The sequence below is a fragment of the Aquimarina sp. EL_43 genome (assembly GCF_943422735.1).
Taxonomy (GTDB): Bacteria; Bacteroidota; Bacteroidia; order Flavobacteriales; family Flavobacteriaceae; genus Aquimarina; species Aquimarina megaterium.
Map to the genome: position 1 here is coordinate 1,160,837 of NZ_CALSBR010000001.1, position 26,691 is coordinate 1,187,527.

A 26,691-nucleotide genomic window follows, 5' to 3' on the forward strand; every position below is an offset into this window, starting at 1 on the left:
AATCTATACAACCACTATTTTGGAAAATATCTAATGCCAAAATTAATTTTTCTAACAAAGTCTGTTTTACATAAAACCATCTATAATTAAACAATTTTTTTAGCTATAATATTAGTTCACCGCAAATTAGATGTGCTTTCAAAAAAGAAAGAAGTTCATTCTCTAAATTCTATTCTTATTTAGATTGAATTAATATATAAGCTTTATGACAATTATCATGCTTTAAGATCCTATTTGAGAATAGTTTTATCCGTATATTATAAGGTGAAAAAAGACATCTAACTATTTGTTTATTCTCTAATCTTAGAAAAATAAATAGCATTACTCAGAGTATTTAAAAATGAGAATGATGGTTGATTTTGAGCCTTGTATTTAATCAGTTTTTACGTTAAAAAAACTAAACCTGATTGATATCATTGCATGCAATAATAAATGAACCAATATTTACCGTAGTTAATTTATAATCAAATCTTACTATGAAACTCGTTAAACTTAGTACCCTCATTTTTTTCACATTATTTATTACAACTATTAATGCTCAATTAAAAATCGATGCCGAAGTACGACCACGATTCGAATACAGGCATGGATTTAAAACTCTTTTCCCAGATGGTGCAGATCCAGCAACATTTGTGTCTCAGCGCACACGATTAAATGCTGGATATAAAATGGAGAAATTAAATTTTTACGTAAGCCTACAGGATGTAAGGGTATGGGGAGATGTACCCCAACTCAACACAGCAGACAAAAATGGTTTTAGTGTTCAACAGGCTTGGGGAGAAATTCTTTTTAATCCAAATATTTCATTAAAACTAGGGCGCCAGGAAATTGCATATGACGATCAACGTATTTTTGGAAACGTAGGTTGGGCACAGCAAGCTAGAAGCCATGATGCTGCACTTATAAGATACAATAAAGACAGCTTCAAATTCGATCTGGGTTTTGCATTTAACCGAGGAGAAGAATCCCTAACAGGACATACACTTACAACGCCCAATACATATAAAAGTATCCAATACGCCTGGTTGCACAAAGATTGGGAAAATTTTTCGGGAAGCTTTCTTTTTCTTAACAACGGATTACAGTATACAGATGCTACCAATTCAGATAATAATGAAACTAGGTACAGTCAAACTGTAGGAACTCATTTAAAATACAAAAAAGGAAAATTTGGTCTTACCTCTAATCTTTATTATCAATTCGGAAATGATTTGGGTGATAATGACCTAAGCGCATATTTATTAGGACTAGAGGCAGATTATAAAGTATCAGAACAATGGAAAATAGTACTTGGTGGAGAACTACAAAGTGGTAATGATAATGGAGCACCTGCAAACGGAGATAATGAAGCTTTTACTCCTTTTTATGGTACCAATCACAAGTTTAATGGATTAATGGATTATTTCTATGTTGGAAACCATATCGGAAATGTAGGGCTAATCGACTTGTATCTAAAAGCTAATGTAAAATTTAATCAAAAATCTACATTAAATGTGGCTGCTCACAATTTTATGGCTGCCGCAGATTTACCCGCAGATGAATCTAAACAACTGGGTACAGAAATAGACCTGGTATATTCATATAATTTACAAAAAAATGTAAATATCAAAGCTGGATATTCTCATCTCTTTGCTTCAGACGGAATGGAGATACTGAAAAATAATTTTGATGGGAATACCAATAATTGGGGATGGGTCATGGTGACAATTAAACCAACTCTATTCACAACCAACAAACAATAAAACTATGCCAATTAAGAGTTATTTAGCCCATCCGCAAAAAGGAGAAAAAAATGAGCTTATCAATGCACTATCTTCAATAGAGCAATGTGAAGTCATGCCAGCCAATAATAAGGATGTACTCATCTTAATTACAGAAACCGAAAATGAAACCGAAGAAGCAATTCTAAAAGAAAAACTAGATACTATAGAAAGTCTAAAATTATTGGCTATGGTTTCTGGATTTAATACACCACAAAACAATTAGTATTATGTATACCTCTCTCACAAATAGAAGAAAATTCATAAAAAAGATGGCTATGTTGTCTGCGATGACTGCCGCAGCAACTATGTTTCCGGGAATCTTATTTGCAGACGAACAGGAAAAAGGGTTACCAAGTGGTGATATCAATTGGACAAAGGCTCCATGTAGATTTTGTGGTGTAGGATGCGGAGTGCTTATAGGAACAGAAAACGGAAAAGCTGTAGCTGTAAAAGGAGACCCTAAGAGCAGTGTTAATAAAGGGCTACTTTGTGTAAAAGGATATCATCAAATCATGTGTATTCAATCAAAAGATAGACTAACTCATGCTTTGGTAAAGAAAAACGGTCAATACGTTAAAACTCCAATCAATGAAGCTTTAGACATTGTTGCCAACAAGATGAAGGACACTATTAAAAAGCATGGTAAAGATAGTGTAGCCATGTACACTTCTGGTCAATCTACAATTCCTGAAGGATATGTTGCTTCAAAATTAATGAAAGGTGCGATTGGCACAAATAACTTAGATTGTAATGCTCGTTTATGTATGGCGAGTGCAGTAGCTGGTTTTTTAACCACTTTTGGTGCTGATGAACCTATGGGCTGTTATGAAGATATCGATCATGCCGACTATTTTATTACATGGGGTAATAATATGGCAGAAATGCATCCGGTATTGTTCTCCAGAATGCTAGAACAAAAAAATAGAAGAGGCGCTAAGATTATTGATTTTGCAACACGTACAACACGTTCTAGTACTGCATCTGATAGATCTATATTATTTGAGCCTCAAACCGACTTGGCCGTTGCCAATGCGATTTGTTATGAAATTATCAATAATGGATGGGTAAATAAATCTTTTGTAGAAAAACATTGCAATTTTAGCAAAGGACTAACCAATATGGGATATGGTCTGGAAGATAATTACAAATTTAAAGATAAGCCACAAAAAATAGATTTTGAAGCTTATAAAAAATTCCTGAACGATTATACTCCAGAAAAAGTAGCTAAGTATTCAAAAGTATCTGCAAAAGATATTAAGTATTTAGCCTCTATTTATGGAGATCCAAATAAAAAGGTAGTTTCTTATTGGTGCATGGGAATGAACCAGCATACAAGAGGAACGTGGATGAACAACTTAGTCTATAACATCCATTTACTTACCGGAAAAATTTCACAACCAGGAAATGGCCCATTTTCGCTAACCGGGCAACCATCTGCCTGTGGTACTGCAAGAGAAGTAGGTACTTTTACTCATAAATTGCCTAAAGGAGTCGTGACGAATGAAAAACATAGACGTCTGGCTGCAAAAATTTGGAAAGTGCCTTATGAACGTATACCTTCTAAACCAACCTATCACGCTACAGAAATGTTTAGAGCAATTGATCGTGGGGATATTAAATTTATTTGGACACAAGTAACTAATCCATTGGTTTCAATGCCAAAAACAAGCAGGTATCGACCAGGTATGGAGAAAGACTCCTGTTTTGTTGTCGTTTCTGATGTTTTTCCTACACCAACATCTGATGTAGCAGATGTAATTCTACCAGCATCATGGCATATAGAAAAAAGTGGATTGTATGGAAACTCTGAACGAAGAACGCAACATTGGGATAAAATGGTAAACGGTCCCGGAGAAACCACTCCTGATGCATGGATGACTATTGAAATTGCAAAACGATTGGGGTATGGTGACTTATTTCCGTATAGTGAAGAAAATCATGTCGAGGAAATTTATAATGAATATCGGCAGTTTCATGAAGGAGCAAAACATGGGATGGCGCCTTTAGAAGTTCTGAAAAAAGAATCTGGTGTAATATGGCCATATGTAAACGGAAAATCTACACAATGGCGTTTCAATTCAAAATATGATCCGGCTTGTTCTAATGGTGAAGATTTTCATTTTTATGGAAAACCAGACGGAAAAGCAATTATATGGCAACGTCCTTATGAACCAGCTCCAGAAGAACCCGATAATGAATATCCATTTTGGTTAAATACCGGAAGAGTTGTTGAGCATTGGCATACAGGCTCTATGACACGCAGGATTCCTGTTTTACATAAAGCGATGCCAAGTGCCTATGTAGAGTTTCATCCAGAAGATGCAAAAGCATTAGGAATTAAGGATGGTGAAAATATAAAAGTAACATCACGTAGAGGTTCGTGTATATTACCTGCATCGATAAATAAAAGAGGGTTGCCTACCAAAGGCCAGGTCTTTGTGCCCTTTTTTGATGAAAATATGCTAATTAATGACGTTACTTTGGATGCTTTTTGCCCGATTTCTAAAGAACCTGACTATAAAAAATGTGCCGTTAAAGTTGAAAAAGCATAGGCTATGAAAAAGAGACTCGGAATCATATCACTTTTTTTAGTATTGTTCATAGCCTTTATTACTATTTGGAATTATAGTTATCAAGAAGGTTTGGAAGAAAGTTATATCCCTATTGAGGAAAGCTCGACCGAAACATTTATTCCGTTAGAGAGTGGTGTGTTCAAACGTTCTGGATTGGCATTAGAGTATGCAAATATGCCTGTCGATGAAGAACATCAAAGATCACTAGACACTTATTATGATAATAGGGCATATCCTGGGGCACCACCCAGTATCCCACATCCTGTTAAGGAAGAAATGAGCTTAGGAGCAAATACCTGTTTGCAATGTCATGAAAATGGAGGTTTCGTTACCAAATTTAATGCATATGCACCAGTTACACCCCATCCAGAAATGGTTAATTGCAGGCAATGCCATGTAGTACAAAACACCGAAACTCTCTTTACCGAAAATGGTTTTGCAAAGGCTCATGCCCCAAAAGTTGGGATGAATAATGCTTTACCTGGGAGTCCGCCAATGATTCCGCATCAAATACAAATGAGAGAAAATTGTTTGTCTTGTCATGCCGGACCCGCAGCTCCAAAAGAGATCAGAGTATCTCATCCCGAGCGTATAAATTGTAGGCAATGTCATGTTCCTAAAGATAAAACAGTAACAGATATTGAAGTTTTCACAAGAGCTAATAGTATTGAAAATGAATAGATATAATAACATACATATTCTGATGTATACTTTCCTTACCGTTATATTATTTTCTTGTAAACACGGTGAAGGTGAATACCATAATATTACGGATAAAATAGAAGCCAAGAGCAAAAATTATCACGGTACTTCTATTTCTTCAGAACAGTATTTAGAAGGTATAAAAACAATCAAAGTCACAGAAGGAGAACACACATTTTTGATTCCTGAACGTAAAAGCGAAATCAAATCATACGCCTGTACAGAATGTCATACCAAACCACTAGAAGAATTAAAAAGTGAAAATCCTTCAAAAAAAGCGCATTGGGATATTAAGCTGGCTCATGCAGATCTAAATACTATGAACTGTATTACTTGCCATAACGGTAATGATATGGACAACTTAACTAGTTTAACAGGTACAGACATTGATTTTAACAGGAGTTATACATTATGTAGCCAATGCCATAACAAACAGTTTAAAGATTGGAAAGGTGGTGCGCATGGTAAAAAACTAGGAGGATGGGCTCCTCCCAGAGCATCAATGACCTGTGTAAATTGCCATAACCCACACAAGCCAGGTTTTGAAACCAGGTGGCCTGCAGGGTATAATACTCAAAAAGTAAAAGAACGAGAATAGTTTAGCTATCACACTTTCATGTAATACCTCTTAACAATTTAACAATGAGCGACAATACTAAAAAATGGTTTTCTCTAAACCTAAATAGCAAAAAGAAACAAAATACAGGTTCTTGCGGTTGTGGAAAAACATCTGGTGGATGCGGCTCTCATACTAAAGATCAAATTAGTGATAAAGAATTTGATGCTGCGGTAGATGCAGCTATTGGTGACGAACGCAAAAAAGATGGTTTTGACCAGGTTTTTGATGTACAAATGGATCGTCGAACTGCTTTTAGGAAATTAACCGCTAGTCTAGTTATCGGGGCCGGAGCAGTAAGTACATCTTGTAATCTGACTTCTGGAGAAGAAACCAAAGAAAAAGCACAAATCGATTGGGAAGAACAGTTTAAAGGCAATTACAAATTAATGACCGATGAGGAAAAAAAAGCCACTGTTGACCGATTAGTACGTTCCTATCAATTACGAAAAGGGAAAAATATAAGTATGTCTTCTAAAAATGCCGAGAAAGATGTGCTTTTTGGATATGCTTTTAACATCTCTAAATGCCAAGGGTACATGGATTGTGTAAGTGCATGCGTTGAGGAAAATAATCAGGATCGAAATTCGCAGATGGAGTATATTCGAATTCATGAAATGAAAGACGGAAAAGGTCTTAAGTTTGATGAAGCCGATGACAATTATTACCATGAAGTCCCGGCAGAAGGCCATTTTTATATGGGAACACAATGTTTTCATTGTGACAATCCCCCATGTGTAGAAGTTTGCCCTGTGCAAGCTACATGGCGTGAAGAAGATGGATTAGTAGTTGTAGATTATGACTGGTGTGTGGGCTGTAGGTATTGTATGGCAGCTTGCCCATATGATGGTCGACGATTTAACTGGAGTACTCCCGAAGTTCCCGAAAATGAGATTAACAAAAATCAACATTACTTAGGAAATCGTATGCGTAAAAAAGGGGTTATGGAAAAATGTACTTTCTGTGTACAACGTTCACGAGCTGGTAAAAATCCCGCTTGTGTAGAAGCTTGCCCAACAGGAGCACGAATTTTTGGAAACTTATTAGACCCCGACAGCACAATACGATGGGTTCTCAATAATAAAAAAGTATTTAGACTAAAAGAAGATCTTGGGACAGAACCTAAGTTCTGGTATTTTATGGATTAATAAAATTGCGTGAGGGATTGAAACGGCATCCTTTTCTGTTACTTCGAGTTGTCATTCGGAGCTTGCCGAAGGACGAGAAGTAAGTTAGAAAAGATATAGTGAAAAGCCCGACCCTATGGGCACGCCAAAAAAACAACACATGAAACGACTTAAAGTTTTTGGAAGTTTAGTTAAAGATAGCTTAGATACTACTACTCAAGGCTCAAAAAAATACCACATCTGGATGGCATTTTTGACTTTTGTTATGCTCATTGGGATGTATTGTTATTCTTTACAAATAGAACACGGCCTAAGTGTCACAGGAATGAACGACAGAGTAAGTTGGGGGCTGTATATTTCTAATTTTACATTTCTGGTTGGTGTTGCTGCAGCTGCAGTAATGCTGGTTATGCCAACTTACGTACTAAAAGATATTGATTTTAAACAAGCTGTACTTATTGGCGAGGGACTGGCCGTAGCTGCATTGATTATGTGCTTGGCTTTTGTTGTAGCCGATATGGGTGGGCCATCTGTATTGTGGCATATGATACCGGGAATCGGAGTCTTTAATTTTCCAGCTTCGATGTTAACCTGGGATGTTATTGTACTTAACGGATATTTATTTTTAAATATCTCGATCCCGTTTTACATTTTGTTCACACGCTATCAAGGAAAAGTGCCTAATCCAAAAATCTATGTGCCAGGAGCAATTTTGTCTGTATTTTGGGCGGTAGCTATTCATTTGGTAACTGCATTTCTATATCAAGGCTTACAAGCTCGTCCTTTTTGGAATAATGCATTATTAGGGCCTCGATTCCTGGCATCTGCCTTTGCTGCCGGACCTGCCTTGATTATCCTTGTTTTGGCAATCATTAGAACATTTACCGAATTTAAAATAGAAGATAAAACAATCAAAAAAATTGGTATGATTGTTACTGTAGCAGCCCAAATCAACCTGATCATGTTAGTGTCTGAGTTGTTTAAAGAATTTTATGCCCCAACACATCATAGTGAAAGTGCATATTATCTATTCTTTGGTTTACATGGTAAAACAGCATTATTACCTTGGATATGGACGGCGATTCCTCTAAATGTTTTAGCAACTGTATTGCTAACTTTTGGTAAACTGCGTAACAATTTAAAGGTGTTATATTTCTGTTGTTTTATTCTCTTTATAGCCATCTGGATAGAAAAAGGGTTCGGTTTGATCGTTCCTGGTTTTATCCCAGGACCTTATGGAAAAATTTCGGAATATACTCCTACAGGAATAGAAATTGGAGTAACTCTTGGCATTTGGGCTTTAGGAGCTTTCATTTTTACCATACTTGCAAAAACTGCAATCAAAATAGAAACAGGGAAATTACAGTTTAGGAAAAAATAAATAAGGCCGAATTTTAATAAAAATTCGGCCTTTTAGCATCTAATAACTCGTAGTTTAATGTGCGTAGCGCCTAACTCCGGTGAACAAAGTATCTTCATAATTATAAAGCTTTGGTACACAATCCAAAAACATATTTTGTTTTTGTGTTGCTATTTTTAGTTGTTTTCTAATATTTCGTAAAGTTCTCATGATGATTAGTTTTTGATCCCTAGGTATTGGGATGGATTGATAAATATATGTTATCTATATCGCCTTTTTGAATTCCAGGTATATCCGATAGGAGCGTTTAATTTTCTTGTGATTCTGTTACTGTCTATAGTTCTCATGATTTTTGTTTTTTGATTGATGTATAAATTGTTATATTTTTCTAATAGTTGTGCTTAAAATTATCTGTATCGTCTTTTCGAATTCCAGGTATATCCAATTGGTGCATTTAATTTTCTTGTGATTCTGTTACTGTCTATAGTTCTCATGATTTTTGTTTTTTGATTGATGTATAAATTGTTATATTTTTCTAATAGTTGTATTTAAAATTATCTGTATCGTCTTTTCGAATTCCAGGTATATCCAATTGGTGCATTTAATTTTCTTGTGATTCTGTTACTGTCTATAGTTCTCATAATTTCTGTTTTTTTTTGATTGATGTATAAATTGTTGATTTTTTTAAATAGTTATACTTAAAATTATCTGTAACGTCTTTTTGAATTCCAAACATAACCTTTGGTTGCTGTTAATTTTTTAGTGATTTGATTGTTGTCTAAAGTTCTCATAATTTCTGTTTTTATAATTGATGTATACCTACTAGACGTCGATAAATCATTTTTGTTACAGTACTATGTATAAAAAGGTACTATTTTAACAATTATTAACATTATAGGACCATAAAAGCACTAATAAATTGGATATTCTCGCTAAGAATAGCCTTAATTAATAAAACCTGATAAATGTCATTTTTTTAGAAAATGTTCGCGCATACTTTTGACTCATAATCAAAAGTAAGTATGGGTGTAATCTATATACTCTTAACGATTAGTATTATCGTTGCCATCGTCTTTTTTATTAGCTTCATTATATCGGTCAGAAATGGTCAGTATGATGATGTCTATACTCCTTCTGTTAGGATGCTTTTTGATGATGAACTTATAAAGGAAAGTAAAGAAAAATCTTCGGAATCCACTAAAACTAAACAATCTTAATATGGAAATGGAACAATTCTATTACGATAATAAAATCGTAAAAAAATTCTTATATGCCACTCTATTATGGGGTATTGTTGGGATGTCTGTAGGCTTACTACTGGCGTTTCTATTTTTATTCCCTAATCTAACAGATGGAATCTCATGGTTAAGCTTTGGGAGATTAAGACCATTGCATACCAATGCTGTTATTTTTGCATTTGTTGGTAATGCTATTTTTGCAGGAGTATACTACTCTACCCAACGTTTGCTAAAAACCCGTATGTTTAATGATACACTTAGTAACGTTAACTTTTGGGCATGGCAATTGATCATTGTTGGTGCGGCTATTACACTTCCATTAGGGTATACCACTTCAAAAGAATATGCCGAGTTAGAATGGCCTTTTGATATTGCCATAGCTATTGTTTGGGTAGCTTTTGGATGGAATCTTATTGGAACCATTTTAAAAAGAAGACAACGCCATATGTATGTTGCAATATGGTTTTACCTGGCCACTTTTGTTACGGTTGCTGTTCTTCATATTTTTAATAGTCTTGAGTTACCGGTAAGTGCCTTAAAAAGTTATTCGGTATATGCAGGTGTTCAGGATGCTTTAGTACAATGGTGGTATGGTCATAATGCAGTTGCATTCTTTCTTACTACTCCTTTTTTAGGGTTGATGTACTATTTTATTCCAAAAGCTGCTAATAGGCCTGTGTATTCTTATCGATTATCTATTGTTCACTTTTGGTCTTTAATATTTATCTATATCTGGGCAGGACCTCATCACCTTTTATATTCGTCTTTACCAGATTGGGCACAGAATCTTGGTGTAGCATTTTCTGTTATGCTAATTGCTCCATCCTGGGGAGGTATGATTAATGGATTATTAACATTAAGAGGTGCCTGGGATAAGGTACGTACCGATCCTGTATTAAAATTTATGGTAGTTGCCATTACTGGTTATGGTATGGCCACTTTTGAAGGACCAATGCTATCTCTAAAAAATGTAAACGCCATTGCGCATTTTAGTGATTGGATTATTGCTCACGTTCATGTTGGTGCATTAGCCTGGAATGGGTTCTTAACCTTTGGGATGGCGTATTGGTTAATCCCAAGATTATTCAAAACCAAATTGTGGTCAACAGGATTGGCTAATGCTCATTTCTGGATTGGTACTCTGGGGATCATCATGTATGCATTACCGATGTATGTTGCCGGATTTGTACAAGCTTCTATGTGGAAACAATTTAATCCAGACGGAACACTTACTTACGGTAATTTCTTAGAAACTGTAAATGAAATCATCCCAATGTACTGGATGCGCGCCATAGGTGGAAGTTTATTCATCTTCGGAATGTTTATCATGTTATACAACGTTATTAAAACTATAAAAAATGGTAGTACTGTGACAGACGAGCTTGCAGAAGCTGCTCCGCTTACCAAGGTAACTAAACACAGAACCGCTAAAGAAGGATATCACACCTGGCTAGAAAGAAGACCTGTAAAACTAACCATTTTTGCTACTATCGCCATCTTAATTGGGGGTATCGTACAAATAGTCCCTACTTTAATGGTAGAATCTAATATCCCTACGATTACTAGTGTAAAACCATACACTCCTCTTGAGTTAGAAGGAAGAGATATTTACATTAGAGAAAGTTGTGTATCCTGTCATTCGCAGATGATCAGACCTTTCCGTAGTGAAGTAGAACGATATGGCGAATACTCTAAAGCTGGTGAATATGTCTATGATCATCCTTTCTTATGGGGAAGTAAACGTACAGGACCTGATTTAATGAGGATTGGAGGGAAATATTCTGATAACTGGCACTTAAATCATTTTTATGATCCGCAAACAACCTCATCGGGATCTATTATGCCAAGCTATAAATGGTTGATCAAAAACAAACTTGATCGTTCTCAAACTGAGGATAAAATGAATGCTATGGTGACTTTAGGTGTTCCTTATACTTCAGAAGAAATAGCCAGAGCACAACAATGGATGGATGAACAAGCAACTACAATAGAGAAAAACTTGTATACCGATCCTGATTTTGTAAAAACTTATGAAGCCGATAAAAAATATGCACAGGAAAACGGATTGGATTTTATCGAGATGCGAGATAGAGAAGTTGTAGCCTTAATTGCCTATATCCAAAGGTTAGGAACCGATATAAAAGTTAAAAACAAAGAAACCGTAGTTCAAACTAAAGAATAAACGTCATGCTAAAATTTATAAAAGGCCATATGGAAAGTATTGAAGGTATTGAAATCTATCCAATGATTTCACTTCTTATCTTTTTCATCTTCTTTGCTGCATTATTCTGGTGGGTTTTCACCGCAAAAAAAGAGCATATAAAAGAAGTAAGTCAAATTCCATTAGAAACTGAAAACGAAAACGTGTTATGAGAAGTACTGCATCCTATATAAGAATTATTACTTTTCTATTCCTAGCATACCTATTAATAGAATTAACTGTAGAATCAGGAGAACAATCTGCATTTATAGCACAACCTCTCACCTGGTTAGTATTAGGAATGGTTTTACTGTTTATTATAGCAATAGAAATTAGTTTAGAAGCATTAAGAAGTATCCTCTTTCGTTCTTTAAAACCTGATGCGCAAGAACGTTACATTCTGGCAGAAAAAGCTAAAAAAGAAAAACAATTTAAATGGATTAAAAGCATCTATTTAAAACTCCTCGATAGTAAGCCTGTAGAAAGTGAAGAAGAAATCATTTTGGATCACAACTATGATGGGATTAAAGAGCTCGATAATAATTTACCACCATGGTGGGTTTATATGTTTTATGCTACAATTATATTTGGTATAGTTTATTTGGTACGCTTTCATGTATACAATGATTATACTCAGGCAGAAGAATATGAAACTGAAGTAGCCGAAGCTAAAATTGCAATCGAAAAATACAAAAAAACGGCTAAAGATTTGGTAGATGTAAATACGGTTACATTACTAACAGATGCTTCTGATATTAATGCAGGAAAAGCAGTCTATACAACCAATTGTGTCGCTTGTCATAAGGCAGATGGCGGTGGAGGTATTGGCCCTAATCTTACTGATGAGTATTGGATTCTGGGAGGCGGAATTAAAAATGTATTCAGAACAATTTCTGAAGGAGGAAGAGATGGAAAAGGAATGGTTGCCTGGAAACAAACTCTAAAACCTGTTGAAATGGCACAAGTAGCGAGTTACATCATTACATTAGGAGGCACAACTCCCGCCGAACCAAAAGAAGCACAGGGAGAAATTTGGACTGATCCAGATGCGCAGAAATAAAAAAGTAGAAGGAAGAAATTCCTGAGTCTGTTTCGGATTTAACAACTGTAGTACTGAACGAATAAAATCAAAACCATTGGAAACACCCGAAAACGAAAGATTTAGAGATTCTATCGGCACCATAAACGAAGAAGGTAAACGTGCATGGGTGTATCCTAAGAAGCCTAGTGGTAAATATTACGATTATCGTAAATGGGTAAGTTATGGCTTACTAATATTTCTATTTGCTGCTCCTTTTGTCAAGATTAACGGCAATCAGTTTTTATTATTTAATGTCCTCGAACGTCGTTTTAATATTTTTGGAGCACCATTTTGGCCACAGGATTTTCATTTATTTGTCATCTCTATGTTAATAGGGGTTATATTCATTACCCTATTTACAGTCGCTTTTGGTAGATTATTTTGCGGTTGGGTTTGCCCGCAAACTATCTTTATGGAAATGGTTTTTCGTAGAATAGAATACTGGATCGAAGGTGATCGCGGAAAACAAATTCGCCTGAACAAACAACCCTGGAATGCAGAAAAGATTCGAAAACGCACTCTTAAATGGATTATATTTTTTATCATTTCGTTCTTAATTGCTAATATATTTTTAGCCTATTTGATCGGAAGCGATGTATTATTACGATATATCATTGATGGGCCATTACAACATATAAGTACCTTAATCTCCTTACTTATATTTACTGCTGTCTTCTATTTTGTATTTGCATGGTTTAGAGAACAGGTTTGTATTATTGCTTGTCCTTACGGGCGATTGCAAGGAGTACTACTCGATTCTAAATCAATTGTAGTTGCATACGACTATAAACGTGGAGAAAAAGAAGCAGGAAGAGCTAAGTTTAAGAAAAACGAAGATCGCATTTCTACCGGAAAAGGAGATTGTATTGATTGTTTTCAATGTGTGCATGTTTGCCCAACAGGAATCGATATCCGTAACGGCACACAACTAGAATGTGTAAACTGTACTGCCTGTATTGATGCCTGTGACCATATGATGGAAAAGGTAAACCTTCCGAAAGGATTAATACGATATGCCAGTGAAGATAACATTGCCAAAAAAGCAAAATTTAAATTCACCCCAAGATTAAAAGGATATAGTGCTGTTTTAATAATTCTAACCGGTGTTTTACTAGGAATGTCATTTTTAAGAAACGACGTAGAAGCAAATATCTTACGACTACCAGGGCAATTATACGAGAGAAAAGAGAATAATATCATTAGTAACGTGTACACCTATAAGTTGGTTAATAAAACTACGGCAGAAATTGAAGATGTTCGTTTTGAATTGATGTCCCATAAAGGAAAAATAGAACTGGTCACTCACAAAAATTTTAATGTCCCTAAGCAAGGAATTGCTGAAGGTACTTTATTTATTGAAATTAACGGTGCAGCGCTAAAAGGGGATAGTGACCGATTAAAAATCGGAGTATATAGCAACGACAAATTAATTGAAACGACAACTACCGCATTTTTAGGACCTAGAAGTTATAGATAATAAAAAGTATAAATTATAGTGGATTGTAGCCTTTGCCTGAATGACAAGTGTATTTTGATATTTTGTTCCTTTTTATCATTCTGGCATAGGCCCAACCCATAATCGAACTAAAGAAAAATATTATGAAAATAAACTGGGGAACCGCCATCGTATTAGTATTTATAGGGTTTATCTCTTTTATCCTATATTTTGTTGTGAAAATGAATACCAATACAAATTATGAGCACGATTTGGTAACAGAAGATTATTACAAACAAGAACTCGCTTTTCAGAATGAAATCGATGCTGAAGAAAACTCAAAAAACCTACTAAAAGACGTTATCGTAGAAAAAACAGCCAAAGGTCTGGTAATTTCATTTCCAGAAGACAAAAACTATAGTGATATTTCTGGAACCATATCCTTATACAGACCATCGAATAAAAAGCTGGATTTCGAAATTCCTATTTCGCTCTCTGCTTCAGAAGTAATTATTGAAGATAAGGATCTATTAGAAGGACGTTGGAACATCACTGTCGATTGGAAATACGAAAACATTTCATATTTGTTTAAAAAATCATTTACATATTAAAAAATGCTTATCTCTGCATTCATACTTGGTCTATTAGGTAGTTTTCACTGTGTGGGAATGTGTGGTCCTATTGCCTTTATGTTGCCAGTAAATAAGTCTAATACTACTCAAAAATTCTTTCAAGTATTTTTATATCATTTTGGGCGATTATTATCCTATAGCATCATTGGGTTATTCTTCGGAATCATAGGAAAGAGTTTAAATCTTTTCGGGCTACAGCAAAAATTATCTATTGCAGTTGGGGTTTTGATGATCATAATTGTAATGATCCCTTATCAAACTTTTTCTAAATATAATTTCTCAAAACCGATCTATAAAATTATCTCCAAAGTCAAAAATGCTCTGGGCGTAGCCTTAAAAAAGAAAACACCAGATACTTTTCTTTCTATTGGCTTCTTAAATGGTTTTTTGCCCTGTGGCTTGGTGTATATGGCTGTTTTTGGAGCTATTGCCTCTGGCCATATCCTTAAAGGTAGTTTATACATGACTTTTTTTGGGTTAGGAACCATACCCTTAATGACAATGGCTGTATATGCTGGGAATTTTTTAACCCGAAAAGCCCGACAACACGTTCAAAAAGTTATTCCGGTGTTTGTAGTCATAATTGGGCTATTATTTATCATACGAGGTCTTGGATTAGGCATACCATATCTTTCTCCCAAACCTGTAACCGAAATAGTTTCTGCAAATTTTGAGTGCCACTAACTACAGATTTTAGTAGATTATATTTTTAATTATAATATAGTATTTAAGATCTGTATTTTATAGTACAATGACCTTAACAGAATACCCTTCTCTACTTGCCAAAACACATATTGTAACCTTTGTTACCGAAACAAAGAATGAAAAACGTTAAATTTATGAGGTAAAACAATAAGTGTTTGCCAAATGAAAAGACGAAACTTTGTTAAAAAAGCGGTATTAAGTTCTATGGTAACAGTCATAGGGTATGATATTGTTTTCGGGGCTATAATGCCCAAGGGATACAAACCACTGGGATTGCAAGGTTCAGATCCTTACAAAATGTTCAAAATGGATAAAGAAATGGTAATCTTAAATGATAAACCATGGAACATTGAGGCTAAAGCTCATTTATTGGATGATAAAGTGACTCCTAATAAATATATGTTTATTCGAAACAATGGTCTAATTCCTAATACTATAAATGCCAAAAATTGGACATTAACTATTGATGGAGAATCTGTAGTCCAAAAGAAAGTATATACACTTGCCGAATTAAAATCAAAATTTAATCAATATACTTACCAACTAACTTTAGAATGCGGTGGTAACGGTCGTAGTGAATTTGACCCTCCCGCAAAAGGCAATCAATGGACTGTTGGAGCCGTATCTTGTGCAAAATGGACAGGCATTAGGTTACGAGATCTTCTTGAAGATGCCGGTATAAAGGACAATGCAGTGTATATTGGCTATCATGCTATCGACACTCACTTAAGTATGGACCCCAATAAAGAACCTATATCCCGAGGAGTTCCAGTAGCAAAAGCTTTTCAAGATGAAACATTATTAGCCTTTAAAATGAACGGAGAAGATATCCCATTGGCTCATGGGTATCCTTTACGTTTAATTGCTGGAGGATGGCCCGCTTCTGTTTCTGGTAAATGGATCAACAGAATAAGTTTACGTAACAAAGTGCATGATGGTACCAAAATGAAAGGGACTGCATATCGAGTACCTTGTGAACCAGTATCACCTGGCAAAAAAGTAAGTGATGAAGATATGTGTATCATAGAATCGATGCCTATAAAATCTCTGATTACGTATCCCAAATCAGGAGCAATGATTAATGAAGGAAAAAAATTAAATATCAGAGGGCATGCCTGGGCCGGCGAATTGGAAGTCGGTAAAATGGAATATTCGATTGATTTTGGATCAACATGGGAAAAATGTTCAATAGAAAAACCTGTAAATCGACTTGCCTGGCAACATTTTTATGCGACTATTGATTTCCCGAAAAAAGGATACTATGAAGTCTGGGCACGTGCCACAGATACACAAGGTGTTAGCCAACCCATGATTCTCCCAGGTTGGAATCCTAAGGGATACTTAAATAATGCTTGTCATCGTATTGCAGTAAAAATCATATAAATGGAGCAACAAAAACAGTTTAAATACTATGTAAAAGCCATTTATCGTCTTATGATGATACTATTCATTATGGTTGGTATAATCACCATTGGAGGGATTTATCTTCTTATTGATCCAACGTTATCTGTTTTTAAAAAAAACGAATCTAATTCGACATACCTTACAACTACTGAAGACAATGAAGATAAAATTGAAAATGGAATTCACCTAAGAACCGGCCTAGTTGAAGCCAAAGGGTTAATGGAAGTAATAAATAATTGTACTAATTGTCATTCGTCTAAGCTCATTATACAAAACAGGATGACTACAGAACGATGGGTAACAACGATACGGTGGATGCAGAAAACTCAAAACTTATGGGATTTAGGAACCAATGAAGAAATCATTATAAACTACCTTGTTACTAATTATCCTCCCAAGAAAAAAGGAAGGCGTGAAATATTAACAAATATTGAGTGGTATGATTTACAGGATTAGCAACATCATAATTTTGGGAATACTTTTTTTTTCCTGTACAAAATCTAAGAATAAAGTAAAGGATGTGATTTCTAAAGAAACCAAAATAGATACAAAAACGTATTATAGTTCTAAACATCTAATAGAGGCCGAAGAATTAGTATCTCTTTCTAAACAACAACATATAAAAATAATAGATTTTAGAAAAGCAAAAGACTATGCCAAAAATCATATTAATGGGGCGATAAATATCTGGCGTACAGATATAGAAGATTCTTCATATCCGTATAAAGGGATGATGGCTAAAAAAGAAAGAATTGAGCAATTATTTAGTAGATTAGGTATTAAAAATAACGATACCTTAATAGTATATGATGATCGAGGATCTTGTGATGCTGCTCGCTTTTGGTGGGTACTTAAAAATTATGATTTTAAATCTGTGAAAATATTAAACGGAGGATTAATCTCTTGGAAAAAAGCAGGAGGCTTGATTAATAATCATACTGTATTAATTACTCCATCAACTTTTACACTTCCTAATAATAATACTTTTGAACTATATATTAGAAAAGAAGAAATCATTAAAGCCCTAAACTCTAGTAAACAAGTCGTCATTCTAGATACCAGAAATATTGATGAATTTAGCGGTAAAAGACAAAAACAAGGAGCTTTTAAAGCTGGAAGAATTCCTAAAAGTATACTAATCGATTGGGCAGAAACCATAGATCATCAAGGAACACATAAATTTAAATCTTATGATAATTTAAATATGATTTACAGTAGAATGAGAGCTTCAAAAACAGATACTATCATCGCATATTGTCATAGTGGAGTGCGCTCAGCACATACTGCCTTTATACTAACAGAGCTATTAGGTTACAAAAATGTAAAAAATTATGATGGTTCCTGGATAGAATGGAGTTATTTTGATGTTCTTCCATTTGAGCAAGATAGTACGACAACAATAAAGAATTAATTATGGAAAAATATATAAACGCATTTACCGACTCTTTTATAGGTAATGTACAATGGACCTGGAGATCAATACTATTTGAGGTTCCCTGGTACATGAATTATTTCTGGGGCCTTATTATTATATCACTAGTAGTATGGGGGTTAGAAATTGTTTTTCCGTGGAGAAAAAATCAATCCATTTTTAGAAAAGATTTTTGGCTAGATGGCTTCTATATGTTTTTTAATTTTTTCCTTTTTGCCATTGCCATAAGTGGTTTTTATAAGCTACTCGAAGTAGTTTTTATAGACATAGGGATTTCTGCAAAAACATTAACCATAATTGATGTTTCTAATCTTTCTACGTGGGCACAACTTCTATTGTTTTTTATTGTACTCGACTTTGTACAATGGTTTACTCATATTCTACTTCATAAGTATCCTTTTCTATGGAAATTTCATAAAATACATCACTCTGTTAAAGAAATGGGATTTGCAGCCCATCTAAGATATCACTGGATGGAAAACATTTTTTATAAACCGCTTAAAACTATTGGTGTAATGATCTTAGGTGGTTTTGAACCAGAGCAGGCTTATATTGTACATTTTTTGGCCATTACAATCGGTCATTTTAATCATTCGAATATAAAGATTACCTGGGGACCACTTAAATACATCCTCAATAACCCTGTCATGCATTTATATCATCACTCTTATGAATTACCAAAAGGCTCTTATGGTGTAAATTTTGGGATTAGTTTAAGCCTTTGGGATTATATCTTTAAGACCAATTATATTCCCGAAGATAGCGGCACAATAGCATTAGGATTTCCCGGGGATGAAAAAATCCCAAAAAATTTCATTGGTCAAATCATCTATGGTTTTAGAGCATCAAAACAGAAAAAAGAATAGTTTTTCAAGTTCTTAAGATAATTAAACGGTCATCGAAAACAACATAGTCTCTGGTATTTTGCGTTGTAATCTAAGGTCAAAAGCCATGCAAATATTACGAACAAAAGGTCTGCCTTTTTCTGTAACACTTATATGAGAATCATTAATTGTTAATAATTGATCTGCTTCTAATTCTTTTAAGTTCTGTAAAACCTCTGGTAGTTCTTTAAAATACATATGATCATCCTCCCATTTGGTATAAAAATGACACATCAAATTAAGAATATGTTTGCGTATGATCTGATCTTCTATCGTTAAAATATGTCCTCGATAGACAGGAATAATACCTTCTCTTACCAAATGTTGATATTCTTCTACTCCTTTTACATTTTGGGCAAAACCATACCAACTATCACTAATTGCAGATACTCCTAAACCAATCATTGCATGTGTTTTGGAAGCAGTATACCCCATAAAATTGCGATGTAAAGTTTGATTTTTCATAGATTGGTATAGCGAATCATTTTTTAAGGCAAAATGATCCATTCCGATTTCTACATAACCTACTTCTGATAGTAACTTTTTCCCTACCTCATATTGTTTTCGTTTTTGCTCTCCTGTTGGGAGGTCTGATTCGTTAAAACCACGTTGCCCATTACCTTTCTGCCATGGCACATGTGCATAACTGTAGAATGCCAACCGATCGGGCAGTAGCTCTTTTGTCTTTAGGATAGTATGAACAACTGCTTCCTGAGTTTGAAAAGGCAGCCCAAAAATGATATCATGTCCTACCGAAGTAAAACCAATTTCTCTCGCAGTCTCTGTCACATATTTTACATTCTCAAAAGGTTGAATTCTATGAATTGCTCTCTGTACCGTTTCATTATAATCCTGAACTCCAAAACTTACTCTTCTAAAACCAACATCATACAGCGCTTGCAAATGTTCTCGAGTTGTATTATTGGGATGCCCTTCAAAACTTAATTCACAATCTTTTGCTTGTTCTACTCCTGAGAAAATACCATTAATTAAATATTGTAAATTATCTGGTGAAAAAAATGTAGGTGTGCCTCCTCCCAGGTGTAATTCTTTTATTCTAGGTTTAGTCTCAAAAATCTTAAGGTACAATTGCCACTCTTTTAAGATTGTATTTATATAAGGTTCTTCTACATCATGCCGTTTTGTAATACGTTTATTGCATCCGCAAAATGTGCACATACTTTCACAAAATGGCAGGTGGATATATAAACTAATCCCTTCTTCTTCATTACTTTCTACAAATGATCGTTGTATAGATGTTGTCCATTTTTTTAATGAAAAAGTATCTATATCCCAATAAGGAACAGTAGGGTAACTTGTATATCGAGGTCCCGGAATATTATATTTATGAATTAAATTTGCACACATTTTTTTTGTTTTTTGAACTATTCTTAGTTGTCAAGATGGTCAGCTTCAACTTAATTGGTTATATAAACCGACTATTTCTTCTTTCTTCATTTATAAGTCACTCATGCAATACCAAAAAAGGAATAGTAATGTGATAACTTATTTTTTCGACTGTAGGGTGAAATAAAATACGCTGGAAGAAATTGAGGTTTTTGGCAATCATAGTAATCATATCGATATCTCTGCTTTCAACAAAACATTGTATAGCCTCTTCGATATTGGGATTAGACAGGAAGTGAAAGCTATGCTCTATTTCATCAATAGAATCATCTAGAAAGTCTTTATTTTTTCTTTGACGATCGGTTAATTCTTGTTCTTTTTTGGCAACATGCAAAACCCGTAAAGCGGCTTCATTTAGCGTAAGAGTATCCATAATCGTATTTAACACTCTACTTTTGTATAACATATTATAATCTGTGGGAAATGCAATTTCTTTAGGTTTGGTATACTTGGCTTTTTCGGGTATTACCAAGACAGGGCACTTTACTTTTGTGATTACATCTCCTGTATTACTACCAATGGTTTTTTCTTTAATCCCCGAGGCTCCTTTGGTTCCCATTACAATAAAATCAATATTCTTTTCCTTGACCTGTTTTCTAATTGCATCTACAAAAAAGATATATTCATTAATTGTGAAAAAGCTATGTTTTGTATTTAAAGGTAGTTTCTCTATTCTCTTAAGCAATAATTGCATTTGCTCTGTATCACTTTGGGTACTTTTTTCTAAGACTGTTTTTTTTGAACCATACAAAGAATCTCCTCCTATCATTTCTTCAAAAGGAGAGACATGTAACAAATAAAAATTACATTTCACCCTTTTAAAAAATGATAATGCGTATGTAATCGCATTCCACGAATTTTCAGAAAAATCTGTAGGGATCAGGATGTTCTTCATTTTTAATACTTTCTAATACAACAAATGTATTAGGATGTACTCATGAAAAATATGACAAAAATCAGTTTGGGTGCTTTTGTATTTTTATTCTACTAACTGAAGGCCAGGTAAATCCAAAATTTTTATGTTACGTCCTTCAATTTCAATCAATCCATCTTTTTTAAAACTGGACAGTGTGCGTATCAAACTTTCTGTCGCAATCCCAGCAACACTAGCCAAATCATTTCTGGATATTTTTATACTATCTTCAGGTTTTTTATTCAATACATCGGCAAATTGAAGTATGGTTTGAGCTGTTTTTTTACGTACCGAACTATAGGCCATTTGTAATAATTGTTCTTTGATATCAGAAAGATTATCGGTAAGTAACTCCATTAATTCAAGAGAAATATTTTTACTCTTTTCTAATATCTCTTTTAGGTTATTTTTTGATATTCCTGCTAATTCTGAATCTTCGACTGCTGTTGCCGATTCTAGATATGGAGTATTATCTATAAACGAAGTGAACCCCAGAAAATCATCGGTTTTGTATAAAGTAGTGATTAATTCTTTACCATTCTCATCCATTTTATGACTTTTAACAACTCCTTTTAAAATCAAATATATGTTATTAGAATGTTCTCCTTCTTCATAGATTACTTCTCCTTTTTTAAATTCAGAAATCTCACCATGATCATCAAAAAAATTCTTAAGCTCGTGTAAATTTCTAAGTCCGCTATCTTCAGAAGTATTTGTTGCTGATGTAGAAAATTCTTGGTCTTTAACAATTTTAGAGAGTAATGCTGCTTTTGCAAGACGGCTTTCGATTGCACTCAATAGTTCTTCCTCTTCAAAAGGTTTGGTTAGATAATCATCTGCTCCCAGATCCATTCCTTTTCGAATCTCTTTATGTTCTGTTTTTGCAGACAAAAATATAAAAGGAATATGATTGGTTGCTATATCATAGGATAGTGCTTCAAGCACTCCATATCCATCAACCTCTGGCATCATAATATCACAAACAATGATGTCTGGCTTTTCTTCTTTTGCTTTGGTAATACCTACTTTTCCGTTAGGAGATGTGATTACTTTATAATCCGAAAGCTCCAACAGTTCTGCGGTATTTTCTCTAAGTGCCGTATCATCTTCGATTAAAAGAATAGTTTTCATGATTCGTGGATATTGGTTGTAGGTATGGTAACAATGAATGTAGACCCTTGGTTTTCCTTACTTGTAAAAGTAATACTACCTCCCAGGTTTTCCAAATGACTTTTCACAATATTTAACCCAATACCTGTTCCTTGATCTAATAAGGCATTTTCTGCCCTAAAATATCGTTTAAAAATAAAGTCCTGTTCTTTTTTAGGAATACCAATCCCTTGATCAATAATCTTAAATGTAAGGATATCATCCTCGAAACATACCTGCAAATCAATTACAGTGTGTTCTCCAGAATATTTGATAGCATTATTAATTAAATTTGTAAGCACGAGTTCTAAAATCTTTTCATCAAACTCTATAACATAATCATCAATATCCTTAGGGTAATTTATTCTCTGTCCATCTTTAAGTAGCATATTAGCATCATAAACCACTTCATTGACCACTTTACTAAGTGGAAACTGGCTATACTTATAAGTTACTTTTCCTGTTTCGAGACGTTCGATAGATAAAAAATCATTAAGGATATTATCCAGGTATTTCACTTTATTTTTTATGGTATCGAGATGTTTTTCTCTTTTTTCTTGTTGCTCTGTTTTAGTGTATTTTCCGGTAAGTGTGGCCGAAGTAAGAATACCACTTAGCGGTGTTTTAAACTCATGCGAAACAAGTGAAAGAAATTTTGTTTTTAACTCACTTAAATCTCTTTCCTTTTTTAAAGATTCTTTAGTTTGCGCTTCGGCTTCCATACGAAGTTTTACTTCTTCTTTTAATTCTTGTATGGTATGATGCAGTTCTTCTGTACGTTCTTCTATTTTTTGCTCTAGCTTAACATTTAAATCTTGTATTTGCTGTTCTTGTTGTTTTCGAAGTGTAATATCGATAACAAGAGCCATTACATAATTATTACCATAAATTGCAAATGGGTTTAAGCCTGCTTCTACAGGAAATACCGAACCGTCTTTTCGTATCCCAAAAAGATCTCGTCCTGCACCCATATTACGTTTTTCACTATGTTCTACAAAGCCTTCAAAATGCTTTTTATGACCGTGATGGTATTTTTTTGGTATCAGTGTATTAAGGTGTTTTCCTATCAACTCATCGGTCTCATAACCAAAAATAGTATTAGCAGATCCGTTAGTTGCCACTATTGTTTGTTTCTCATTCACCACAATGATACCTTCTGAAATGGCCTCAGAAAGTAATTTGAAAATGTTATTGTCTTTTTCGAAAACTTTCATGCTTCAAAAGTAATCATTTTGATTTGTTACCAGAACTGATTTATGTCATAAAAAATATGACTCAGTCTGATTACATTTATATTCATTAACCTATAATTTTTTATGATATGAATACTGCTCAAAATATAGGAATTACATTTTATCAAAACCTTGGCAAACTATTTTATGCAATTGCTGCGTCGGATAAAATAGTTCGTAAATCAGAATATGATTCTTTACGAAAAATTGTAAAAACAGAATGGTTAAAAGTAGATGATATTGAAGATGAGTTTGGTGTCGATGCTTCTTTTCAAATTGAAATCGTTTTTGACTGGCTTGATTATGAAGAATTGAGTGCAGAAGAGTGTTTTATTCAATTCGAAACCTTTTTTAAAGAGCACCAATCTCGTTTTACCGATAAACTAAAACAATTAATCTGGAGTACAGCTAATGCTATTGCGGGCGCGTTTTCTGGTAAAAATAAATCTGAATTAATGATGCTTGGGCGATTGAAATTAATCTTTGAAAAACAGTAACTAATTTTTGATTAGCATATGGAGTTTATTGATTACTATAAAATATTAGGGATTTCAAAAAATGCTTCAGATAGTGACATCAAAAAGGCATATAGAAAATTGGCCAGAAAATATCATCCTGATTTAAATCCTAATGATAAAGAAGCTGAAAGAAAGTTTAAAGAGATTAATGAAGCCAATGAAGTATTAAGTAATCCCGAAAACCGAAAAAAATACGATCAATACGGTAAAGATTGGAAACACGCTGAAGAGTTTGAAAAAGCTAAACAATCAAAGCATCAACACAAAAGTACCGGGCAACAACATTACAGAAATTATTCAGAAAGTGATTTTTCTGACTTTTTTGAATCTATGTTTGGAGGCTCAAGAAGAAGTGCAACATATGGTAGAACCCGATATAGAGGTGAAGACTACAATGCAGAGCTACATCTTAATTTAATCGACGTTTATAAAACACATAAAAGAACGCTAACTGTTAACAAAAAAAATATTCGAATCACAATTCCTGCAGGAGTTGAAAACGGACAAACTATAAAAATCAAAAACCATGGAGGCCCAGGAATCCAAGGTGGGCCTAATGGTGACCTATATATCACTTTTGTTATCGATAACAAAACTCCTTTTAAACGCGACAAAGGCGACCTTTATTTGCATGCTGATATTGATCTATATACAGCAGTCTTAGGGGGTGAAATTATGATTGAAACTCTTGACAGAAAAGTAAAACTAAATGTAAAACCTGAAACTCAGAATGGTACCAAAATAAAACTAAAAGGAAAAGGATTTCCTATATATAAAAAAGAAGGACAATTTGGAGATCTCTTTATTACATATACTATCAAGATCCCAAAAAACCTGTCAGAACAACAAAAAGAATTATTTAGAACATTATCCAAGCTTTAAATGTATTATAATGACCAAAGGACATCTTATACCAGTATTAGAATTCTGCACACGCCACGAGATAGAATTCTCTTTCGTAAACTCACTACATGAGTTTGGATTAATTGAAATTATTACGATTCGGCAAACTGCATTTTTAAATTCTGATGAATTACCCAGAATCGAACAAATTATACTATTCAATAAAGAATTGGAAATTAACCTTGAAGGTGTTGAAGTCATTATGCGTTTGCTAGAACGAGTTCATCAAATTCAAAACGAAATGAATATACTTAAAAACAAATTAGGACTATACGAAAATTAGCTTTCATAGCGGTTCAAAAACTTAATCTGTATAGATCGACTTTTTTAAAAAGTAGCTTAATTACAGGTTTTTTAATTACACACTACATAACAAAAGGGTGGGTTTCATTCGAAACTCGCCTTTTTATTCGTCAACCAAGCTGATCAATATCATATTTTTTAATGGTTCGCTATCTTACTTTTATATGAATTAAAAACTTTCGTATGAAAACTCTTATCACTTGTATTGTTTTTTTAAGTTTCATCGCTTGTAAAAAACAAACGCCTATTCAAAAACCATCAGAGCAAAAAGAAACTGAACAACAACATACAGAACAAAAAGCAGAAGATACTGTATCTGTTTTTTCTGAAGAAAGCCTGGAGCTAGATCAGGAAAAAACAAAAGCTATAAAAAGAGAACGATTAATCACTGCCAGAGACGATAAAACTCAATTACAAGAATTAGTAGTTTCTAAAAGCTTCTTAAAAGAAGAGGATCTTTATGTCTTAGATTATCAATACCCCTACCTAAATGAAAAAATTGATCCTTCATATTCGGTATTTAATGATTTTATTTCAGAAAACTATCTGAATATTGAAAAAACCGAAAATCAAATTCTTGAAGACAAAGAGTTACTTTGTGATACTTTAAAAATCAATAGGTTTAGAGATAAAAGAATTATCGATTATAAAATCTATAGTGTAAAAAGTGATCGTATTAGTGTTGTCCTTTACAAAGAGAACTATTATTCTGGAATGCTATATTCTACATATCTCTTTGATTGTATAAACTTTGACCTTAAGAAACATAATTTCATTTATTTTGATGATTTCTTTGAAACTGGCACAGAAGAAGAAGTGTTTACTACTATAAATACAATTATAAAGGACGGTATTAGCTCTGGAGAATTGTATTATGATTGTTGGGAGCTTTCAAAAGGGGATTTTAAAGCTTATAAAAACAATTTTGTGGTAAATGATGATACCGTAGAATTTTATTTTGATGATTGCGTTATTTGTCCTTCCTATACGGGAACATATTCTATAGAAATCCCAATTAAAGACATAATGCATCTTATCAAAAAATATAATGACCGTCCGATAGTAAGTTAATTTCTTTAATTAAAAATTTTCTCGGCTCATTATTATAACTTAG

27 protein-coding genes are annotated in these 26,691 nt (G+C 33.9%); 22 read left to right on the forward strand and 5 right to left on the reverse strand.

Annotated features, from left to right (window positions below):
- The first annotated feature begins 476 nt into the window (after nt 1-476).
- The 7 genes from NNL09_RS05335 to dsrP all read left to right on the forward strand — a co-directional run bounded on the left by NNL09_RS05335 (nt 477) and on the right by dsrP (nt 8,162).
- A complete protein-coding gene (locus NNL09_RS05335) occupies nt 477-1,742 on the forward strand; it encodes an alginate export family protein (protein ID WP_196909369.1) in 1,266 nt (421 codons plus the stop codon).
- A gap of 4 nt (nt 1,743-1,746) precedes the next feature.
- Nucleotides 1,747-1,986, forward strand: coding sequence for a hypothetical protein (locus tag NNL09_RS05340; protein WP_025664352.1), 240 nt, complete (start codon nt 1,747-1,749; stop codon nt 1,984-1,986).
- 4 nt (nt 1,987-1,990) lie between these two features.
- Entirely contained in the window at nt 1,991-4,315 is a 2,325-nt protein-coding gene (locus tag NNL09_RS05345) for a molybdopterin-dependent oxidoreductase (RefSeq protein WP_196909370.1), read from the forward strand.
- 3 nt (nt 4,316-4,318) lie between these two features.
- Nucleotides 4,319-5,017 (forward strand): nitrate reductase cytochrome c-type subunit, encoded by a 699-nt coding sequence (locus NNL09_RS05350; protein WP_196909371.1) that lies wholly within the window; start codon nt 4,319-4,321, stop codon nt 5,015-5,017.
- Complete coding sequence (locus tag NNL09_RS05355) at nt 5,010-5,636, forward strand: cytochrome c3 family protein (RefSeq protein WP_025664355.1); 627 nt, start codon at nt 5,010-5,012, stop codon at nt 5,634-5,636. Before NNL09_RS05350 ends, NNL09_RS05355 begins: the two co-directional genes overlap by 8 nt.
- A gap of 44 nt (nt 5,637-5,680) precedes the next feature.
- Entirely contained in the window at nt 5,681-6,802 is a 1,122-nt protein-coding gene (locus tag NNL09_RS05360) for a 4Fe-4S dicluster domain-containing protein (protein ID WP_025664356.1), read from the forward strand.
- A gap of 139 nt (nt 6,803-6,941) precedes the next feature.
- Nucleotides 6,942-8,162 carry a sulfate reduction electron transfer complex DsrMKJOP subunit DsrP gene (dsrP, locus tag NNL09_RS05365; protein ID WP_025664357.1) on the forward strand — a complete coding sequence of 407 codons (1,221 nt, stop codon included), beginning with the start codon at nt 6,942-6,944 and terminating at the stop codon, nt 8,160-8,162.
- A 54-nt stretch (nt 8,163-8,216) separates the two neighbouring features.
- Here the strand turns inward: dsrP and NNL09_RS26170 are convergent, their stop codons facing one another.
- Entirely contained in the window at nt 8,217-8,351 is a 135-nt protein-coding gene (locus NNL09_RS26170; protein WP_255518921.1) for a hypothetical protein, read from the reverse strand.
- Between the two features lie 812 nt (nt 8,352-9,163).
- On the opposite strand from NNL09_RS26170, the gene ccoS reads away from it, so the two are divergent.
- The 11 genes from ccoS (at nt 9,164) to NNL09_RS05420 (ending at nt 19,134) form a co-directional block, all read left to right on the forward strand.
- Nucleotides 9,164-9,358 carry a cbb3-type cytochrome oxidase assembly protein CcoS gene (gene ccoS, locus NNL09_RS05370; protein ID WP_024768150.1) on the forward strand — a complete coding sequence of 65 codons (195 nt, stop codon included), beginning with the start codon at nt 9,164-9,166 and terminating at the stop codon, nt 9,356-9,358.
- 1 nt (nt 9,359) lies between these two features.
- Nucleotides 9,360-11,561 carry a cytochrome-c oxidase, cbb3-type subunit I gene (gene ccoN, locus NNL09_RS05375; protein WP_196909372.1) on the forward strand — a complete coding sequence of 734 codons (2,202 nt, stop codon included), beginning with the start codon at nt 9,360-9,362 and terminating at the stop codon, nt 11,559-11,561.
- 5 nt (nt 11,562-11,566) lie between these two features.
- Entirely contained in the window at nt 11,567-11,752 is a 186-nt protein-coding gene (locus NNL09_RS05380; RefSeq protein WP_024768152.1) for a CcoQ/FixQ family Cbb3-type cytochrome c oxidase assembly chaperone, read from the forward strand.
- A complete protein-coding gene (locus NNL09_RS05385; protein ID WP_025664359.1) occupies nt 11,749-12,639 on the forward strand; it encodes a cbb3-type cytochrome c oxidase N-terminal domain-containing protein in 891 nt (296 codons plus the stop codon). Before NNL09_RS05380 ends, NNL09_RS05385 begins: the two co-directional genes overlap by 4 nt.
- A 76-nt stretch (nt 12,640-12,715) precedes the next feature.
- Nucleotides 12,716-14,137: a cytochrome c oxidase accessory protein CcoG gene (ccoG, locus tag NNL09_RS05390; protein WP_025664360.1), complete on the forward strand. Its 1,422-nt coding sequence runs from the start codon at nt 12,716-12,718 to the stop codon at nt 14,135-14,137.
- A 122-nt stretch (nt 14,138-14,259) separates the two neighbouring features.
- Nucleotides 14,260-14,706, forward strand: coding sequence for a FixH family protein (locus NNL09_RS05395; protein WP_196909373.1), 447 nt, complete (start codon nt 14,260-14,262; stop codon nt 14,704-14,706).
- 3 nt (nt 14,707-14,709) lie between these two features.
- Nucleotides 14,710-15,411: a sulfite exporter TauE/SafE family protein gene (locus NNL09_RS05400; RefSeq protein WP_025664362.1), complete on the forward strand. Its 702-nt coding sequence runs from the start codon at nt 14,710-14,712 to the stop codon at nt 15,409-15,411.
- 183 nt (nt 15,412-15,594) lie between these two features.
- Nucleotides 15,595-16,815 carry a sulfite oxidase gene (locus NNL09_RS05405; protein WP_196909374.1) on the forward strand — a complete coding sequence of 407 codons (1,221 nt, stop codon included), beginning with the start codon at nt 15,595-15,597 and terminating at the stop codon, nt 16,813-16,815.
- Nucleotides 16,816-17,292 (forward strand): monoheme cytochrome C, encoded by a 477-nt coding sequence (locus NNL09_RS05410; RefSeq protein ID WP_196909375.1) that lies wholly within the window; start codon nt 16,816-16,818, stop codon nt 17,290-17,292.
- Nucleotides 17,276-18,247, forward strand: coding sequence for a sulfurtransferase (locus tag NNL09_RS05415; protein WP_196909376.1), 972 nt, complete (start codon nt 17,276-17,278; stop codon nt 18,245-18,247). Before NNL09_RS05410 ends, NNL09_RS05415 begins: the two co-directional genes overlap by 17 nt.
- A gap of 2 nt (nt 18,248-18,249) precedes the next feature.
- Nucleotides 18,250-19,134, forward strand: a complete 885-nt coding sequence (locus NNL09_RS05420) for a sterol desaturase family protein (RefSeq protein ID WP_196909377.1) — start codon at nt 18,250-18,252, stop codon at nt 19,132-19,134.
- A 21-nt stretch (nt 19,135-19,155) separates the two neighbouring features.
- Here the strand turns inward: NNL09_RS05420 and hemN are convergent, their stop codons facing one another.
- The 4 genes from hemN to NNL09_RS05440 all read right to left on the reverse strand — a co-directional run bounded on the left by hemN (nt 19,156) and on the right by NNL09_RS05440 (nt 23,835).
- On the reverse strand, nt 19,156-20,520 hold the full coding sequence (gene hemN, locus NNL09_RS05425) for an oxygen-independent coproporphyrinogen III oxidase (protein ID WP_196909378.1): 1,365 nt from the start codon (nt 20,518-20,520) through the stop codon (nt 19,156-19,158).
- Between the two features lie 97 nt (nt 20,521-20,617).
- Complete coding sequence (locus NNL09_RS05430) at nt 20,618-21,454, reverse strand: universal stress protein (RefSeq protein ID WP_025664368.1); 837 nt, start codon at nt 21,452-21,454, stop codon at nt 20,618-20,620.
- Nucleotides 21,455-21,538: 84 nt separating this feature from the next.
- Nucleotides 21,539-22,603 (reverse strand): response regulator, encoded by a 1,065-nt coding sequence (locus tag NNL09_RS05435; protein WP_025664369.1) that lies wholly within the window; start codon nt 22,601-22,603, stop codon nt 21,539-21,541.
- Nucleotides 22,600-23,835 (reverse strand): PAS domain-containing sensor histidine kinase, encoded by a 1,236-nt coding sequence (locus tag NNL09_RS05440; protein ID WP_025664370.1) that lies wholly within the window; start codon nt 23,833-23,835, stop codon nt 22,600-22,602. Before NNL09_RS05440 ends, NNL09_RS05435 begins: the two co-directional genes overlap by 4 nt.
- 107 nt (nt 23,836-23,942) lie before the next feature.
- On the opposite strand from NNL09_RS05440, the gene NNL09_RS05445 reads away from it, so the two are divergent.
- From NNL09_RS05445 to NNL09_RS05460, 4 genes are all read left to right on the forward strand, one after another.
- On the forward strand, nt 23,943-24,350 hold the full coding sequence (locus NNL09_RS05445; protein ID WP_025664371.1) for a hypothetical protein: 408 nt from the start codon (nt 23,943-23,945) through the stop codon (nt 24,348-24,350).
- 18 nt (nt 24,351-24,368) lie between these two features.
- Entirely contained in the window at nt 24,369-25,253 is an 885-nt protein-coding gene (locus tag NNL09_RS05450; protein WP_196909379.1) for a DnaJ C-terminal domain-containing protein, read from the forward strand.
- A gap of 10 nt (nt 25,254-25,263) precedes the next feature.
- On the forward strand, nt 25,264-25,557 hold the full coding sequence (locus NNL09_RS05455; RefSeq protein ID WP_025664373.1) for a chaperone modulator CbpM: 294 nt from the start codon (nt 25,264-25,266) through the stop codon (nt 25,555-25,557).
- Nucleotides 25,558-25,760: 203 nt separating this feature from the next.
- The gene (locus NNL09_RS05460; RefSeq protein WP_196909380.1) at nt 25,761-26,648 is read left to right on the forward strand and encodes an RsiV family protein; all 888 of its coding nucleotides are present in this window, start codon (nt 25,761-25,763) and stop codon (nt 26,646-26,648) included.
- The last annotated feature ends 43 nt before the right edge of the window (nt 26,649-26,691 follow it).

Excerpts from the sequence above, each read along its gene's own strand:
- NNL09_RS05335 (WP_196909369.1), top strand. The coding sequence starts at position 477 with ATGAAACTCGTTAAACTTAGTACCCTCATTTTTTTCACATTATTTATT.
- NNL09_RS05340 (WP_025664352.1), top strand. The coding sequence starts at position 1,747 with ATGCCAATTAAGAGTTATTTAGCCCATCCGCAAAAAGGAGAAAAAAAT.
- NNL09_RS05345 (WP_196909370.1), top strand. The coding sequence starts at position 1,991 with ATGTATACCTCTCTCACAAATAGAAGAAAATTCATAAAAAAGATGGCT.
- NNL09_RS05350 (WP_196909371.1), top strand. The coding sequence starts at position 4,319 with ATGAAAAAGAGACTCGGAATCATATCACTTTTTTTAGTATTGTTCATA.
- NNL09_RS05355 (WP_025664355.1), top strand. The coding sequence starts at position 5,010 with ATGAATAGATATAATAACATACATATTCTGATGTATACTTTCCTTACC.
- NNL09_RS05360 (WP_025664356.1), top strand. The coding sequence starts at position 5,681 with ATGAGCGACAATACTAAAAAATGGTTTTCTCTAAACCTAAATAGCAAA.
- dsrP (WP_025664357.1), top strand. The coding sequence starts at position 6,942 with ATGAAACGACTTAAAGTTTTTGGAAGTTTAGTTAAAGATAGCTTAGAT.
- NNL09_RS26170 (WP_255518921.1), bottom strand. The coding sequence starts at position 8,351 with ATGAGAACTTTACGAAATATTAGAAAACAACTAAAAATAGCAACACAA.
- ccoS (WP_024768150.1), top strand. The coding sequence starts at position 9,164 with ATGGGTGTAATCTATATACTCTTAACGATTAGTATTATCGTTGCCATC.
- ccoN (WP_196909372.1), top strand. The coding sequence starts at position 9,360 with ATGGAAATGGAACAATTCTATTACGATAATAAAATCGTAAAAAAATTC.
- NNL09_RS05380 (WP_024768152.1), top strand. The coding sequence starts at position 11,567 with ATGCTAAAATTTATAAAAGGCCATATGGAAAGTATTGAAGGTATTGAA.
- NNL09_RS05385 (WP_025664359.1), top strand. The coding sequence starts at position 11,749 with ATGAGAAGTACTGCATCCTATATAAGAATTATTACTTTTCTATTCCTA.
- NNL09_RS05395 (WP_196909373.1), top strand. The coding sequence starts at position 14,260 with ATGAAAATAAACTGGGGAACCGCCATCGTATTAGTATTTATAGGGTTT.
- NNL09_RS05400 (WP_025664362.1), top strand. The coding sequence starts at position 14,710 with ATGCTTATCTCTGCATTCATACTTGGTCTATTAGGTAGTTTTCACTGT.
- NNL09_RS05405 (WP_196909374.1), top strand. The coding sequence starts at position 15,595 with ATGAAAAGACGAAACTTTGTTAAAAAAGCGGTATTAAGTTCTATGGTA.
- NNL09_RS05410 (WP_196909375.1), top strand. The coding sequence starts at position 16,816 with ATGGAGCAACAAAAACAGTTTAAATACTATGTAAAAGCCATTTATCGT.
- NNL09_RS05415 (WP_196909376.1), top strand. The coding sequence starts at position 17,276 with ATGATTTACAGGATTAGCAACATCATAATTTTGGGAATACTTTTTTTT.
- NNL09_RS05420 (WP_196909377.1), top strand. The coding sequence starts at position 18,250 with ATGGAAAAATATATAAACGCATTTACCGACTCTTTTATAGGTAATGTA.
- hemN (WP_196909378.1), bottom strand. The coding sequence starts at position 20,520 with ATGTGTGCAAATTTAATTCATAAATATAATATTCCGGGACCTCGATAT.
- NNL09_RS05430 (WP_025664368.1), bottom strand. The coding sequence starts at position 21,454 with ATGAAGAACATCCTGATCCCTACAGATTTTTCTGAAAATTCGTGGAAT.
- NNL09_RS05435 (WP_025664369.1), bottom strand. The coding sequence starts at position 22,603 with ATGAAAACTATTCTTTTAATCGAAGATGATACGGCACTTAGAGAAAAT.
- NNL09_RS05440 (WP_025664370.1), bottom strand. The coding sequence starts at position 23,835 with ATGAAAGTTTTCGAAAAAGACAATAACATTTTCAAATTACTTTCTGAG.
- NNL09_RS05445 (WP_025664371.1), top strand. The coding sequence starts at position 23,943 with ATGAATACTGCTCAAAATATAGGAATTACATTTTATCAAAACCTTGGC.
- NNL09_RS05450 (WP_196909379.1), top strand. The coding sequence starts at position 24,369 with ATGGAGTTTATTGATTACTATAAAATATTAGGGATTTCAAAAAATGCT.
- NNL09_RS05455 (WP_025664373.1), top strand. The coding sequence starts at position 25,264 with ATGACCAAAGGACATCTTATACCAGTATTAGAATTCTGCACACGCCAC.
- NNL09_RS05460 (WP_196909380.1), top strand. The coding sequence starts at position 25,761 with ATGAAAACTCTTATCACTTGTATTGTTTTTTTAAGTTTCATCGCTTGT.